Source organism: Peristeroidobacter soli (assembly GCF_004138485.1).
Taxonomy (GTDB): domain Bacteria; phylum Pseudomonadota; class Gammaproteobacteria; order Steroidobacterales; family Steroidobacteraceae; genus Steroidobacter; species Steroidobacter soli.
The window spans coordinates 344,474-359,893 of the sequence record NZ_RYEV01000010.1 but is presented as its reverse complement, the minus strand read 5'-3'; the positions used below and the strand labels follow the sequence as shown (position 1 = coordinate 359,893).

The window sequence follows — 15,420 nt, the reverse complement described above, 5'->3', positions numbered from 1 at the left end:
CAGCAAAGGGACTGCGTCCAGCAGCAGGGGACTGCGTCCAGCAAAGGGACGAGGTCCAGCAACGGGACGGGTCTAGCAGCTCAGGAAACGTTGGAAGGCATGCGTTCGCGGCGGTCGTGAACAACTGCGGATGAAATCTCGGGTCGCGGCGCGCAGCGTCCGCGACTCGATGGCGGGGGTCGAATGAAGAAGTTGGGTTGGCTGCTGGTCGCCGTCGTGGGCGCGTTCGCCATCGGTGGACTCGCGGTTCATCGGGGCGAGTCCATCAACGCGATGTGGCTCCTCGTCGCCGCCGCGTGCGTCTACGCGATCGGCTATCGTCTCTACAGCGCCTGGGTCGCAGCCTCGGTGCTGGTGCTGGATTCCTCGCGGGTCACGCCCGCGGTCCGGCTCAATGACGGTCGTGACTATGTGCCGACCAACAAATGGATCGTGTTCGGTCATCACTTCGCCGCGATCGCAGGCCCCGGTCCCCTGATCGGCCCGACGCTCGCCGCGCAGTTCGGCTATCTGCCGGGCACGATCTGGATCCTGGTCGGCGCGGTGCTCGGTGGCTGCGTGCAGGACATGACCGTGCTGTTCCTCTCGACGCGTCGTAACGGTCGCAGCCTGGGGCAGATGGCGAAGGATGAGATGGGCCCGGTCGGCGGCTTCGCTGCGATGATCGGCACGCTCGTCATCATGGTGATCCTGATCGCGGTGCTCGGCCTCGTGGTGGTGAACGCCATGCGCCACAGCCCCTGGGGCACCTCGACCGTGTTCGCGACCATTCCGATCGCACTGCTGGTCGGCATTTACATGAAGGACATCCGCCCGGGCCGCGTGCTGGAAGCCTCGATCATCGGTGTCGTGCTGTTGCTGCTGGCGGTGGGCGGCGGCGGCTGGGTCGACAGTCATCCCACGATTCGTCAGTTCTTCGATCTCGATGCGCTGACCCTCGCCTGGTTTGTGATCGGCTACGGCTTCATCGCCGCCGTACTGCCGGTGTGGCTGCTGCTCGCGCCGCGCGACTATCTCTCGACGTTCCTGAAGCTCGGCACAGTGACGCTGCTTGCGATCTCGGTCATCGTGATGCGTCCGGACATTCATATGCCGGCGCTGACCCAGTTCATCGACGGCTCCGGTCCCATCTTCGGCGGCGCGCTGTTTCCGTTCGTGTTCATCACCATCGCGTGCGGCGCCATCTCGGGCTTCCACGCGCTGGTCTCCAGCGGCACGACACCGAAGCTCATCACCAATGAAGCCGATATCCGTCTGATCGGCTACGGCAGCATGATGCTGGAGTCCGCGGTCGCCATCATGGCGATGATTGCCGCGACCCTGCTCGAGCCGGGCGTGTTCTTCGCGATCAATAGCGGACCGGGCGCGGTCGGCGCGACGCCGGAGGCGGCGGTCGCGACCATCACGAGCTGGGGCTTCCCGGTCACCGTCGATCAGATGGCGTTCCTGGCGAAGGAAATGGGCGAGTCGACGTTGTTTGCTCGCACCGGCGGCGCGCCGTCGCTGGCGGTGGGCATGGCGAGCATCTTCGCCTCGACCTTCGGTCAGAGCATGCTGGCGCTGTGGTATCACTTCGCGATCATGTTCGAGGCGGTGTTCATTCTTACGACGCTCGATGCCGGCACGCGCGTGGGCCGCTTCATGCTCCAGGATGCGCTGGGCCACATCTGGCCGAAGCTCGGTCAAACGTCGTGGTATCCCTCGGTGCTGATTTCGAGCGGACTGATCGTCGCGGGCTGGGGGTACTTCCTGTACATCGGCGTGATCGATCCGAACGGGGGCATCAACATCCTGTGGCCGCTGTTCGGCATTTCCAACCAGCTGCTCGCCGGCATCGCGCTATGTATCTGCACGGGCATCCTGGTGAAGCAGGGCAAACTGAAATACGCGTGGGTGACGGGCGTGCCGCTGGCATGGCTGACGCTCGTGACCACCGTCGCGACCTGGCAAAAGGTCGTCTCCGACGATGTGAGAATCGGCTTTCTGGCCGCTGCCGATCAGATCGCATCGAAACTGGCTGCTGGCACCTTGACCCCGGAACAAGCCGCGGTCGCGCCACAGCTGATCTTCAACCAACGCCTCGATGCCGTGCTGGCAATCGTGCTGACGCTGATTCTCTGGATCGTGATCGCCGATACCGCGCGCGTGTGCATGCGAGTCGTTCAAGGCCTGCCGGTGCCGCCCAGTTCCGAGGTGCCGGCTCGAGGAGCGGCATGATCAATCCCACCCTGCGCCGATCGATTCCGATCAATACCTGGTCGACCGAGGAAATCCGTCAGTTACGGCAACTGGCCGTGGCCGGTGCATCGCTCGATACGATTTGTGTCACGTTGCGCCGGACGCGCTCGGCGATCCGTAACAAGGCGACGATGCATGGCATCTCACTGAAGCGTTGCGGGGAGAGCCTGTCCTCGGTGCTTTCGGCTCATGAGCACGTCGCCTGATGAAGCGTGCGCTGGTCGCGACAGTAGCGATGGCAATATTCTCCGCAGCCCCGGCGGCGGAGCCGCCGCCACCGCTCGAGATCAACGCGTGCGAGCTGCTGACCTCAGCTGAGATCAGCGCCGCGATCGGATTGCCCGTCGACAGCGGCCGTCGGCAGGACGAGGGAATGTCGCGTGACGGGCAATACTCATCGACCTGTTTCTGGACCATCGAGCCCGGCAAGGCGCCCGATCAGACGGCGCCGGCCCGGGGGCGTCGCTTCGTGATCTTGAACGCGCAGCGCTGGCCGGCCGGTCGCGACATGGCCAGGAAGTTTTTGCAGGCGTTTCACGAGTCCGCCGACAAAGGCGTCATTGCCAATAAACCTCAGCCGCGCAAGTTTGGCGACGAGGCGTTGTGGTGGGGCGATGGGCTCGCCGTTCGCAAGGGCGATGTGAGCTTCGGGCTCTCCGTATTCATGCCCAAACGCGATGCCGCCCGCACCAGCGCGCTCGAAGAGAAGCTGGCGCCCCACGTGCTACGGCGCCTGGATCGGCAAAGCGCGATCTGATCAGCGCGGCGTTTCCAGCGCCGGCTTCGCCATCGCAGGCGGCTTGCCGCGGGTGAGCGCACGCCACAGCCATTCGAGCGGTCCGTACGCGTGATGCTCCAGCCACGGCTTCGACCACAGCAGCAGCGCGGCCCAGATCAGCGGCACGACGAGATAGCACTGGCGTGACAGCTCGCCGTACAGGCCCAGTCCGTAGCCGTGGAACAGCAGCACGCAAGGGGCGTGGGCTGTTCCAATCACCATCGACGCGGCGGCCTATGTTTCGGGCACCGAAGTCGGCGATACGTATAAGGGCATTCGGCAACTGTCTGCAGCAGCTTCACGCCGATTGTTATTCGCAGCCTCAGCATCTGCTGGAAGTGACGTTCGAGCGCGCCACAGTCACTCGAACTGAGCTCCGAGGCGGGCAATATCAGCCGGGTCCTGCTCGCCGGCAACGATGGTTATTCCGTCGTCAACAGCATCAGTTACAACAACGCGGCAGGCACGACCACCGTCCCGGAGCCTGAGACACTGGCGTTGATGATGATGGGGCTCATCGGCGCAACCGTCGCGACTCGCGTTCGTCGTCGCGCTTCAAGCCGAGAGTCGCCGCCGTTTACATAAGTTGGCTGTGATGCATTTGTCGCGCGGGGTAGGGGCCTGTTGCGTCATGCTTTTTTGGGGCTGGCATCGAAGTTGCTACAGCTGCGCCGGGCTATTCCCAACAAAGGATGAAAACAATGACGAACGGATCTCCCTGGGTTGCAGTGAGTGCATTGATCGGACTCATGGCAACGTCGGCGGCACATGCCGATTACACGACCATCGACGCGGACCCCTATGCGCCGGGCACCGATGTCAGCAATGTCTTCGAGGGCGTCACGCTCTCTCACCTCACCTGGGCCAGTGGGACCTACCAGTCCACCCCGGTTCATTCCGCGAGCTGTGGTGGATCCGGCACCAACCCATTCTGCAACTCGCTGGGCCTGGCCCATCTCGGCAGCTTCACCGTGGATAACATGACGACGGTCCAGACCTGCCTCGTGGACCCGAGGTATGCGGGCTGCTCGAGCGCGGCTCAACACATTCTGGAACTGAGCTTCGATACGGAGACGGATTTCATCCAGTTCGATGCCACCTACAGAAACAACAATCCCGCCGTACTCGCCTTCGACGCCGCCGGCAACGTCGTGACACTGACCACGCAGGTGACCTACCTGCTGAACTTCACCGGCAGCAATCTGTTCGGCCATCAGCTGCTGACCGTGACGTCCGCGACCGCCAATATCAAACGCCTCTGGATCGCGGGCGACAGCGCCCGCAGCTCGATGGTCAACATCGTCCACTTCCAGCGTCCGGCGACGACCTGCCCGGTCGAGGAGCCCTTGGAGTGAGGGCGGACGCCGCCCCGTCTGATCCATCGTTTGACGATTCAAAAAAAGGAAAGCAATCATGACCAACGGATCCTGGGTTGCCCTGAGTGCGCTGATCGGGCTCATGGCGACTGCAACTGCACGTGCCGACATCACGACCATCGACGCGGATCTCTATTCGGTAGGGACCGATATCAGCAATGTCTTCGAGCATGTCACGCTCTCTCACATCACCTGGGCCAGTGGCGGCTACGTGTCCACGCCCGTCTACCCCTCGAGCTGTGGGACTGCGCCCAACTCATTCTGTGACGGTCTTGGCCTCGCCGCGTTCGCCTGGCCGACCGCCACGGGCTACAGCAGGAACTGGACGTCCGATAACATGACCACGGTTCAGACCTGCCTGACCAACCCCGCATTCTCGCGCTGTGCGGGCGTGCCACAGCACCTGCTGGAACTGAGCTTCGATGCGGAGACGGATTTCATCCAGTTCGATTCCACGTACGGTAACGACCGGCCCAACGTTCTCGCGTTCGACGCCGCCGGCAACGTCGTGACTGTCACGAAGCAGTTCACCACGCTCCAGAACTATGGTGCCAGCACCCAGTACGGCCATCAGGTCGTGAAGGTGACCTCCGCGACCGCCAATATCAAACGCCTGTGGATCGCGGGCACTGGCGAGGGTTATGCGACCGTCAACGTCGTTCACTTCAAGCGCCCGGCGACGTGCCCGGTCGAGGAGCCCTCGGAGTGATCGATCGATGACTTGAATTTGCGCGGCGTGCGGGGTTCTACGGCACGCCGCGCTTCTGGCGCTGCTTTGATGACCAGATCGCGAAAGTGGTGTGCTCCCGGGCGAAATGCCGAGCAGTCACGGATGCGGCGGCGACGGAATCGATGCCTACCGGGCCTTCAGAACGATACGATCGCCTGCATCCTCCACCGCGATCGGAAAACCACTTTGCATCAGGTCCAGGAACGCGTCGATATTGGTGGATCGAAAATTGCCGCCGATGCGCAGCGTGGCGATCCCGGCGTCCTCGATCAGGATCTTGCGGGTGTTGTAGCGATTGAATTCCGCGACGGCATCGGCCAGCGGGACGTTGTCGAAATAGAGGTAGCCGCGGCGCCAGCTCAGCAATTTCTCGATCTCGGTGCCGGCGTCGGGGCGCACCAGCACGTCGGCATTCGAGGTGCGGGCAACGGCGCCCGCGTCCAGGAAGTTGGCGGGCCTGGGGGCGCTGTCGTCCGCGAGATTCACGCGTCCCTCGGCGACCACGACCTGAATGTCATCGCGCTCGCGGCGCACCGAGAATCGCGTTCCCACCGCCATTACGCGCTTGTTGCCGGCATACACCACGAACGGGCGTGCCTTGTCCTTCGCGACATCGAAGAAAGCCTCGCCTCGGTCGAGCGTGATGGTGCGCTCGCGATCGGAGAAGGAGACGCGGAGGCTGGTATCGGTATTGAGCGTGATCTTCGAGCCATCGCTGAGCGACACGCTCTCCACGTCGCCGAGCGCGGTGGTGTAGCGATCCGCTGCGAGCCACGGGGCGACGATCAGCAGATATATTCCCAATGCCACCGCGGCTATCGCGGCCGCCGCGAAGCGCCAGTGCCGCGGGTTGTGGCGCGTCGGTTTGCTGGCGCTCGCGAGCGCGTCGCCGGTTGATTCCGCCTGCGCCGTCGATCTGCCGGGAAAACGTTGATCTCCCCAGGAGTCCCGCGGCGGAATGTCGCCTGGAGAGACCCCTGCGCTCAGCGCCTTCATGCGCGCGGACTGATCCCACGTCGTAACGACACGCAGGTAGTGAATTCGATGCGCAGCCGATGCATCGAGCCACGCATCGAACTGCGTCTGATCGGCATCGGTCCAGGCGCCGCCGTGCTGGCGCGCGAACCAGCGTGCCGCCGCTTCCTCGATGCGCTCGCTCTCCGGCGCGTCGCTATCCATGCTTGGTTTCATTGTCCAACCCTCTCGCATTCGCTCGTGGCCGGTCCGGCGTCCCGCCGCCCAACACCACTTTCATCAGTGCACGTATCCCGCGGCACAGATGACTTTCCAGCGTACCCTCCGGTAAGCTCAACCGCTCTGCAGCCTCCTTTTGCGACAGGCCCTCGACCCGCCGCAACCAGATCACCCTGCGACAATCGTCCGAGAGCTGATCGAGCGCGGTCGACAGTTGTTTCAGCTCCTGTCGCGCGCTCAAGCGCTGCTCCGGAGAAATTTCATCTATCAAGACGTTCAACGAGTCCAGATCCTGCGTGTAATCGATGGAAACGATGCGCTCACGACGGGCCCGGTCGACGATCAGATTGCGGGCGGTCTGGAACAGGAATGCCCGGGGCGAGGTGGGGAGCTGCCGAGCGGCGCTCTCGTACACGCGGACGTAGACCTCCTGCCGCAAATCCGGAACGTCGGCCGGACGCTGACGCGCGCGATGCAGGTAGCGCGTGAGTGCTGCTTCGTGGGGCAGGATCTCCCGTGCGAACCAGCGATCCAGCTCGGAGGTTATAAACACAGTCCGCTTTCCGTGAGGCGAAGCGGTCACATTAACTCAATCGCGCCGTGCGGCCAAAGCTGCAGGATTTTCGAGGTTCGTTCGTCGCGCGGGCCTGCCGCAGGAATAATCGGAGCTCTTCGTCTCCAGTACTCGAGCGACACAAAAATTACGTCGCATGGGGAGAAGGCATGCTGAAAACCTGGACTGTACGTTCGACTCTGCTGGCGGCCGCGTGCTCGATGGCGCTGTGCGCGCCGGTCATGGCGGACACACCGCGCAAGGTGGATATTCCGGCGGGCGAGCTCACCTCCGCTCTGCAACGGCTCGCCGAACAATCCGGCGCGGAGTTCATGTACTCCGCGGATCGGTTGAAGGGGGTGCATACCAACGGGGTACAGGGCGAGTACACCCCGGAGCAGGCGGTGATGAAGTTGCTCGAGGGCACCAGCCTCAAGTTGCTGGTGGGGGAAAGCGGCGCGCTATTGATCTCCGACAAAGCGGCGCCGGCCACGGCGTACGGGCCGCAAAAGGTGTCTGCGATTTCGATGTCCTCTGGCAGCCGGCTGCGCCTGTCTCAGGCAGCGGATCCCGTCGGCGATGGGCGCGGGGAGGCGAGCAATACGACGCGCCTCGAGGAAATCGTCGTCACCGCAACCAAACGTAAGGAGCGCCTGCGCGATCTGGCGGGCGCTGCGTCGGCAACCACCGGAGTTCAGCTCTCGGCCATCGGCGCACAGAGCAACGCGGACTATCTGGGGCGACTGCCCGGCGTCGTATTCAACGAGGGCACCTCGGGACAGTCGACCGTGACCATCCGCGGCATCGGCACGACTGCCGGCGTCGACCAGGGACAGGGACCCACCGGTTATTTCATCAACGAAGTGCCGCTGGCCGAGCCGAGCTATGCGTCAGGCATTCCAGACATCGACACGTTCGATCTCGATCGCGTCGAGGTGCTGCGCGGACCGCAGGGCACGCTGTTCGGCTCATCCTCGCTCGGCGGCGCCGTCAACTACATCGTCAAGACCGCCGATCCCGCGCAGTTCGACGCGGCGACCGAGACCACCGTGCGCAGCATCGATCATTCCGGGGGCGATCTGAGCTACACCGCCAAGGCGATGTTCAATCTGCCGCTGATCACGGACAAGCTGGCGGTGCGCGTGGTCGGGTCGACGCGCTACGACGCCGGTTACATCAGCAACGTCGGCACCGGTGTCGAAGACGCGAACGATACTGAAGTCAACGGCGTGCGTGCCTCCATCGTCTTCTCGCCCACTGAGACGACCCGGCTGTCGTTGCTGAGCCTGTACCAGGAGAACCAGCTCGACGATTTCCAGGCGGTGCAGAGCACGTACGGGCGGTATCACCGCTCGACGCATTTCCCCGCGCCGTCGGAATACAACATCGAGCTGCACTCGCTGCGTCTGGATCAGGATGTGAGCTTCGCCAATCTCACCGTGCTCGCATCCACCCATGACAAAGATCACGTCCTCGACAGCGACGTGACGGCGTCGAGCGCCGTGCGCACCTTCGTGCCCAATGGCGTGCTGTCGCGTGAGGATTTCACCACCACCATGCAAACCATCGAGGCGCGGCTGTCGTCCAAGGACGGCGGCCTGCTGAAGTGGGTGTTCGGTGCGATGTATTCGGACACCGAGTCCAAGGTCGCGACGCTGTCGATCGCGCCGGGTGGGGCAGCGGCTCTCGCCGCGCGCTACAACCCGGCGCTGCTTCAAGGCGACATGTTCAACCGCGGCTACAGCTTCCGCAACGGCTACGAGAAGGCGCTGTTCGGCGAAGCCAGCCTGACGTTCGCTCAGGACTGGACCTTGACGCTCGGCGGTCGACTGTTCGACACGCGCTATGCGTTGCGACTCGAGCGTTACGGCATCCAGGCACCGACCGGCCCGTTGTTCATTCCCGAGCGTGAGGCCATGGACGATGGCTTCGTGCCGAAGATCTCGCTGGCGTACCGTCCGACCTCGGATCACACGATCTACGCGCTCGCGTCCAAGGGATTTCGTTTCGGCAATCCGAATACCGTGGCGGACCTGCCGGGGTTCGACACGCCGAGCAGCTGGGAGTCCGATGAGCTGTGGAACTACGAGCTCGGCTCGCACAGCGTGCTCATGGATGGCATGTTCCAGCTCGATGCGAGCGTGTTCTACATCGATTGGAAGGACATCCAGGTGCGGCTGGTTCGTCCCGACAATCTCACCTACGGCACCAATGCAGGCACGGCGCGCAGTCGCGGCGTGGAGCTGGCGGCCGCGATTCGCCCGATCGACCCGATGACCCTCACCACCAATGTGACTTACCTGGATTCCGAGCTGACGCAAACCGTCACCATCGCCTCGCCGCCGCTGCTCGATGGCACGCAGCTGCCGGGCGCCTCGGAATGGCAGATCTCCAACACGCTGACATACAACTTCGATACGGTGCTCTCGCCGAGCGTGATCCTGTCGCATCGCTACCTGTCGGATGCGCCGGAAACCTTGCAGCAGCCGTACGTTCGCGTGGCCGGGTACAACCAGTTCGACGTGCGCACCAACTTCGATCTGGGGCGCCTCGATCTGGGCCTGTTCGTCACCAATCTGACGGACCGGCGCGCTGTCAGTTTCGGCTATGGCATTTCCGCGACCGGCAGCGGCCGCAATGAGTTCATCACTCGTCCGCGCACGTTCGGCATCACGTTGAATTGGAATTTCAATCAGTGATCAAAGCGGCGCTGGCCGCATGCCTGGGTGTCTGGGCTGCGGCGTCGAATGCGTTGCCATTGACGGCCACGCGGCAGGTCGACTTCGTCACGGACGAGGGAACGTGGATGGCGCTGGACGTCGCGCCGGATGACAAGACGATTCTGTTCGACTTGCTGGGCGACATCTACGCGATCGATGGCTTGGGCGGCAGCGCGCGGCCGTTCATGACGGGATTGGCATTCGATGCCAATCCCGTGTTCTCTCCGGACGGCCGGCACATCGCGTTCGTGAGCGACCGCTCCGGTGCCAGCAATTTGTGGATCGCCGCCACGGATGGCAGCAATCCCCGGCAGCTCTCTCGCGACGAGGGCGCGGTCGTCTGGACATCGCCGAGCTGGTCCGCGGACGGTGAATATATCTATGCCTCGCGGATGGTGCATTCGACGCTCGCGTTCGAAGTGTTCATGTTCCACAAGGACGGCGGCAGGGGAGTGCAGATCACCAAAGCGAAGCCGAACGGCACGGAGTCCTTCGATGCCCGACGCAACGTGCTGGGCGCGGTGGCCTCGCCGGACGGACGCTATCTCTATTTCTGCTCGAAGATCGGCACGACCTGGACGGACAAGGAGCCGCCGCACTGGTCGATCACCCGCCGCGATCTGCGCACCGGCAAGGATGAGCAGATCATTCGCGCCGCGGGCGGGGCGATGCAGCCGGCGTTGTCGCATGACGGAGAGCGCCTCGTGTACGCCAGCCGGTATCGGAACGAAACCGGACTGCGCATTCGTGAGCTCGCGACAGGCGAAGATCAGTGGTTGCTGTATCCGATCGATCGCGACGGCTACAACGGTGGCTATTACGCGAACCTGTTGCCGCGCTATACGTTCTCGCACGACGATCGTTCGCTGATCCTCAGCGTCGGCGGCAAGATCCGTCGGCTCGAGCTGCGGACTCGAGCGCTGAGCGATATTCCTTTCACCGCGCGGGTCGAGCTCGACGTCGGCCCGCAAACGCGCATCGAGCAGCGTGAGGAGACCGGGCCGGTGCGTGTCCGGGTGATCCAGACGCCGCGCCAGTCGCCCGATGGGAAGTCCCTCGTGTTCTCGGCGCTGGGTCAGTTGTATCGACTGGAGCTGAAGCAAGCTGCCCGGCCTCGCGCGCTCGGCGCTGGCTATCAGCCATCGTGGTCGCCTGATGGTCGCAGTATCGTGTTCGTGACCTGGACCGCTCGCGATGGTGGTCAGATCTGGACCCAGCCCGCGAGTGGGGGTGGCGCTCGCAGGCAATTGACCCAGGCGCCGGCGTTCTATACCGAGCCGTTGTTCTCTGCTGATGGCAAGCGCGTGCTGGCGCTGCGCGCCAGTCATTACGATCGCCTGCGCACGCGGACGGAGACCGATCCGAGCCGTGCGACCGACATCATTCGGCTGCCGGCGGCTGGCGGGGAGTCGCAGCTCATTGCGCATGCCTACGGTGCGCGGCTGCTCGATGTCGGGGCCGATCCGAATCTGATTCGTTTCTATTCGTCCGAAGGCGTGAAGACGCTATCCCTGAGTGAGCCGTCGGCGGAGCCTCGCCGCGTCGTCTCGATCGAAGTGCGCCATCTCTCTCAATATGTGGAAGCGCCGGGCGCCGCCGACGATGTTCGTTTGAGTCCCGACGGACGTTGGGCCCTGGCACGCTCGGCCTCCCAGCTCTATCTGGTCGCCGTGCCGCCGGTCACGGGGACTGCGCCCCCCGTCGTGAATCTCAAGAGCCCGACGACGCCGGTGGTGAAGCTCACCGCCATTGGCGCGGATTATTTCAGCTGGGCCGATGGTGGGCGCACGATCACGTGGTCCGTGGGCGCTTCGTTCCGACGCATTTCATTGAGCAGCCTCGCGGAGCCGGAAAAAACGGCCGAGCGCTACGATGCCGTCGTGGAGCTGCCGCGCGACGTGCCGCGAGGCACGGTTGTTTTGAGGGGCGCGACGGTGATTACGATGCGCGGCGATGAAGTGCTTCGCGGTGCCGACATCGTCGTCGAGAATGACAGGATCGCCGCCGTGGGAGCCCAAGGGACCGTGCCGATTCCCGTCGGCGCGACGGTGCGCGACGTTTCTGGAAAGTTCATCGTGCCAGGCTTCATCGACACGCACGCGCACTGGTTCGAGATCCGGCGCGAGATTCCTGAGCCGAATCATTGGAGCCTGCTCGCGAATCTGGCCTATGGCGTGACCTCCGGGCTCGATGTGCAGCCGTTCACGGTCGATGTCTTCGCTTATCAGGACATGATCGATGCGGGGTTGATGCTGGGGCCACGCGCGTATTCCACCGGGCCGGGTGTGTTCGTGAACAGCGAGATCAATTCCGACGCCGACGCACGCAACGTGCTCACGCGCTATCGCGACTATTACCGGACGCGCAACATCAAGTCGTACATGGTGGGCGGTCGCAAGGAGCGGCAGCTGATGATCCAGGGCGCGAGTGCGCTGGGCATGATGCCGACCACCGAAGGCGCGAGCGATCTGCGCCTGGATCTGACGCACGCACTCGATGGCTTCGCCGGCAACGAGCACGCCTTGCCGATCTCGCCTCTGCGCAAGGACGTGATCCAGTTGTTCGCGCAGACGCGGACCGCTTATACACCGACGCTCGGCGTCGCCTATGGCGCACGGCCGGCCTATGCCGAAATGATCATTCGTCACGTGCCGCAGGATCAGCCAAAGTTGCGGCGCTTCGTGCCTGACGGTGAGATCGATGCGAAAACGCGCACTCGCAAATGGTCGCGTCCGCAGGATCAGGTCTATCCATCGCTCGCGACAGACGCGCTCGCGATTCAACGCGCGGGCGGGCTCGTCGGTATCGGTAGCCACGGTGAATTGCAGGGCATCGACTATCACTGGGAGCTGGAGGCTTATGCGTCCGGCGGCGCGACTCCGCATGAAGTGCTGCGCGCGGCGACGATCGGCTCGAGCGAGGTGATCGGACGCGCTGCCGAGCTTGGCAGCCTCGAGACGGGCAAGTTCGCGGACCTGTTGATCCTCGATCGGGACCCGCTCGCCGACATCCTCAACACGCAATCGCTGCGCTTCGTCATGAAGAACGGCCGGTTGTACGATGCCGACACGCTCGATGAAGTATGGCCGCGCCGGCAGCCGCTGGCGGCGCAATGGTTCTGGAATGAAGCTCCACAGACCGCGGGGGAATGAAGATGACACGTCGCGAGTTGCTTCTGGCCGTCCCTGCGGCGACGATCGCTACTCGAGCGATCAGCGCGGAGGCAGGCCGGATGAACGAGGGCAGCGACATTCTCGCGATGACCGCCGTCGAGCTGGCGGGGGCGATCCGGCGGCGCGATCTGTCCAGCCGGGAAGTGATGACGGCGCATCTGGCGCGCGTTGACGCACTCAATCCACGATTCAATGCCATCGTGTCGCGCGTGGATGGCGAGCTGCTGCTGCGAGAGGCGGCTGCGCAGGATGAAGATGCGGCGAAGGGCCGGTTTCGTGGGCCGTTGCACGGCTTTGCGCATGCGGTGAAGGACACGGCGGCGGCGCGAGGGATCGCGCATACGCAAGGGTCGCCGTTGTTTCGAAACAATATCGCGACCACGGATTCACTCGTCGTTGCGCGCATGCGAGCGGCGGGGGCGATCTTCACCGGCAAGACCAATGTGCCGGAGTTCGCGTTGGGCTCGCATAGTTTCAATCCGGTCTTCGGCGTGACACGCAACGCCTATGACCCGTGCAAGTCGGCCGGTGGCAGTTCGGGCGGCGCCGCGGTGGCGCTGGCATTGCGAATGATGCCGCTTGCCGACGGCAGCGATTTCGGTGGCTCGCTGCGCAATCCGGCGGCCTGGAACAACGTGTTCGGTTTCCGTCCCTCCTTCGGACGGGTGCCGTCGGCGCCATCGACGGATGTGTTCGGCCAGACCTTCGCGACCTCAGGTCCGATGGCGAGAACGGTGCGCGATGCCGCGCTGCTGTTGTCGGTGCAGGCGGGAGCGGACCCGCGCGCGCCTTTTTCGCTCGAGGACGATCCCGGCGTGTTCGCGAAGCCGTTGGACCGCGAATGGAAGGGAAAGCGGATCGGATGGCTGGGCGATTTGGGCGGCGCGTTGCCGATGGAACCAGGCGTGCTCGATACCTGCGAAAAAGCGCTCGGGGCGTTTCGCGACATCGGCATGTCAGTGGAGGCGGCCACACTCGCCGAGCCGGCGGATGCGATGTGGCGAACCGCTGTGACGCTGCGCCATTGGTCGGTGGGCGCCGACCTGCTGCCGCTCGCGGATGAGCCCGATCGGATCAGCCAGATGAAGCCGGAAGCGATCTGGGAGGTTGAGGGCTATCGCAAGCTCAGCGCCCGTCAGATCACCGAGGCACAAGTGGGCCGCACCCGTATTTACGAGGCTTTCCGCCAGGCATTCGAGCGGTTCGATTTCCTGATCCTGCCGAGCGCGCAGGTCTTTCCGTTCGACGCCGATCTGCGCTGGCCGGCGCAGATCGCGGGCCGGACCATGGACAGCTATCACCGTTGGATGGAAGTGACCTTTCCGGTCACGATGGCGGGTCTGCCGGCGCTGTCGGTGCCGGCGGGATTCGGGGGTGCGAGCCATCTGCCGATGGGGATGCAGATCATCGGGCCGAAACATGCCGACCTGGCCGTGCTCCAGGTGGGCCATGCTTACGAACGGGCCTCGGCCTGGATCGGGCGAGCGCAGCCCGGAGCCATTGGATAGTCGGGAGCGAAGCTAGGGTGCTCGAGACACTCTCCGGCGGGGACATCAGCTCGAATCGCTTCTGCTCCTCGAGCGTCGGCCGGAAGTCATCCGTCGGGAGTTGATTAGATCCGCCGTGTCGGAGCGGGGCTGGCACCACTGCCCCTCGTCACGATCCCTCGCAGGCGTTGCCGCGGGGTACATAGAACTCACCCCGTGCGACGGAAATTCGCCCATAAGGATCGACAATGATCAGACAATCGTGGCTTGCGATGTTCGGACTGTGCACCCTGCTCGCGGCGCAAGGGGTGTGGGCTGTTCCGATCACCATCGACGCAGGGGCCTATGTTTCGGGCACCGAAGTCGGCGATACGTATGAGGGCATCACGCTCTCGCATGTGACGTTTACCGAAGCCGGCCGGCAGTCGAGCGCGGTGTATGCGCACGGGTGCACGCCAGGAGCGCGAGGGTGCGACGCGCTGGGGACGACGATGTTTGGTTGGCAGAAGGCCAATGGCAAGGCGTTCAGCTCTTGGAATTCGAATGCGGGGCTCATCGGCAACTGTCTGCAGCAGCTTCACGCCGATTGTTACTCGCAGCCTCAGCACCTGCTGGAAGTGACGTTCGAGCGCGCCACGGATTTCATTCAGTTCTATTCTACCCAGGAGACGGACTCGCCGTGGGCGTGGGCGTTCGATGCGGCTGGCAATCTGTTGTCACTGATGCCGCGGCTCATCATCGATCAGCGGGGGCAGCAGTCGCTCGAACTGAGCTCCGAGGCGGGCAATATCAGCCGGGTCCTGCTCGCCGGCAACGATGGTTATTCCATCGTCAACAGCATCAGTTACAACAACGCGGCAGGCACGACCACCGTCCCGGAGCCAGAGACACTGGCGTTGATGATGATGGGACTCATCGGCGCAACGGTGGCGACTCGCGTTCGTCGTCGCGCTTCGAGCTGAGCGTCGCGGACAGTCGTCCGGCAGCGTGCCCGGTCCAGGAGTGATCCATTGTCGATGATGTAAATTTGCGCGGCGTGCACCGTCGCATTCGCAGGCACCGCGCTCGCTCATCATGGTTGGACGGGGTACCCCGAGAAGATAGAAAACTCTCGGACACGATTGAACAATCGAGCCATACCAACCCGCGCGGCTCCATTCAGCTCAAGAGC

The 15,420-nt window shown here is 63.8% G+C and carries 13 protein-coding genes; 10 read left to right on the top strand and 3 right to left on the bottom strand.

What is annotated here, in order from left to right; all coding sequences use genetic code 11:
- Positions 1-183: 183 nt before the first annotated feature.
- The 3 genes from EKO19_RS35985 to EKO19_RS35975 are packed head-to-tail and all read left to right on the top strand — an operon-like array spanning position 184 to position 2,995.
- Positions 184-2,217 (top strand): carbon starvation CstA family protein, encoded by a 2,034-nt coding sequence (locus EKO19_RS35985; protein WP_129782257.1) that lies wholly within the window; start codon positions 184-186, stop codon positions 2,215-2,217.
- Complete coding sequence (locus EKO19_RS35980; protein ID WP_129782256.1) at positions 2,214-2,444, top strand: hypothetical protein; 231 nt, start codon at positions 2,214-2,216, stop codon at positions 2,442-2,444. The genes EKO19_RS35985 and EKO19_RS35980 overlap by 4 nt, the downstream gene beginning before the upstream one ends.
- Positions 2,444-2,995 carry a hypothetical protein gene (locus tag EKO19_RS35975; protein ID WP_129782255.1) on the top strand — a complete coding sequence of 184 codons (552 nt, stop codon included), beginning with the start codon at positions 2,444-2,446 and terminating at the stop codon, positions 2,993-2,995. The genes EKO19_RS35980 and EKO19_RS35975 overlap by 1 nt, the downstream gene beginning before the upstream one ends.
- Here EKO19_RS35975 and EKO19_RS35970 read toward each other — a convergent pair whose 3' ends face one another.
- Complete coding sequence (locus EKO19_RS35970; RefSeq protein ID WP_217705813.1) at positions 2,996-3,208, bottom strand: DUF418 domain-containing protein; 213 nt, start codon at positions 3,206-3,208, stop codon at positions 2,996-2,998.
- 177 nt (positions 3,209-3,385) lie between these two features.
- Between EKO19_RS35970 and EKO19_RS40100 the strand changes: the two genes are divergently transcribed.
- The 3 genes from EKO19_RS40100 to EKO19_RS35955 all read left to right on the top strand — a co-directional run bounded on the left by EKO19_RS40100 (position 3,386) and on the right by EKO19_RS35955 (position 5,101).
- Positions 3,386-3,601 carry a PEP-CTERM sorting domain-containing protein gene (locus EKO19_RS40100; RefSeq protein WP_129782294.1) on the top strand — a complete coding sequence of 72 codons (216 nt, stop codon included), beginning with the start codon at positions 3,386-3,388 and terminating at the stop codon, positions 3,599-3,601.
- 116 nt (positions 3,602-3,717) lie between these two features.
- A complete protein-coding gene (locus EKO19_RS35960; RefSeq protein ID WP_129782253.1) occupies positions 3,718-4,371 on the top strand; it encodes a hypothetical protein in 654 nt (217 codons plus the stop codon).
- 58 nt (positions 4,372-4,429) lie between these two features.
- A complete protein-coding gene (locus tag EKO19_RS35955; RefSeq protein WP_129782252.1) occupies positions 4,430-5,101 on the top strand; it encodes a hypothetical protein in 672 nt (223 codons plus the stop codon).
- A 147-nt stretch (positions 5,102-5,248) separates the two neighbouring features.
- Here the strand turns inward: EKO19_RS35955 and EKO19_RS35950 are convergent, their stop codons facing one another.
- Together EKO19_RS35950 and EKO19_RS35945 are read right to left on the bottom strand one after the other, a co-directional pair.
- Positions 5,249-6,313, bottom strand: coding sequence for a FecR family protein (locus tag EKO19_RS35950; RefSeq protein ID WP_175597321.1), 1,065 nt, complete (start codon positions 6,311-6,313; stop codon positions 5,249-5,251).
- Complete coding sequence (locus EKO19_RS35945; RefSeq protein ID WP_157995600.1) at positions 6,294-6,869, bottom strand: RNA polymerase sigma factor; 576 nt, start codon at positions 6,867-6,869, stop codon at positions 6,294-6,296. The genes EKO19_RS35950 and EKO19_RS35945 overlap by 20 nt, the downstream gene beginning before the upstream one ends.
- 170 nt (positions 6,870-7,039) lie before the next feature.
- Here EKO19_RS35945 and EKO19_RS35940 point away from each other — a divergent pair, with 170 nt between their 5' ends.
- The 4 genes from EKO19_RS35940 (at position 7,040) to EKO19_RS35925 (ending at position 15,211) form a co-directional block, all read left to right on the top strand.
- On the top strand, positions 7,040-9,568 hold the full coding sequence (locus EKO19_RS35940) for a TonB-dependent receptor (protein ID WP_129782249.1): 2,529 nt from the start codon (positions 7,040-7,042) through the stop codon (positions 9,566-9,568).
- Positions 9,550-12,741, top strand: coding sequence for an amidohydrolase family protein (locus EKO19_RS35935; protein WP_217705812.1), 3,192 nt, complete (start codon positions 9,550-9,552; stop codon positions 12,739-12,741). Before EKO19_RS35940 ends, EKO19_RS35935 begins: the two co-directional genes overlap by 19 nt.
- A 59-nt stretch (positions 12,742-12,800) precedes the next feature.
- On the top strand, positions 12,801-14,270 hold the full coding sequence (locus tag EKO19_RS35930) for an amidase (protein ID WP_407676681.1): 1,470 nt from the start codon (positions 12,801-12,803) through the stop codon (positions 14,268-14,270).
- Positions 14,271-14,497: 227 nt separating this feature from the next.
- The gene (locus EKO19_RS35925) at positions 14,498-15,211 is read left to right on the top strand and encodes a PEP-CTERM sorting domain-containing protein (protein WP_129782247.1); all 714 of its coding nucleotides are present in this window, start codon (positions 14,498-14,500) and stop codon (positions 15,209-15,211) included.
- Positions 15,212-15,420: the final 209 nt, after the last annotated feature.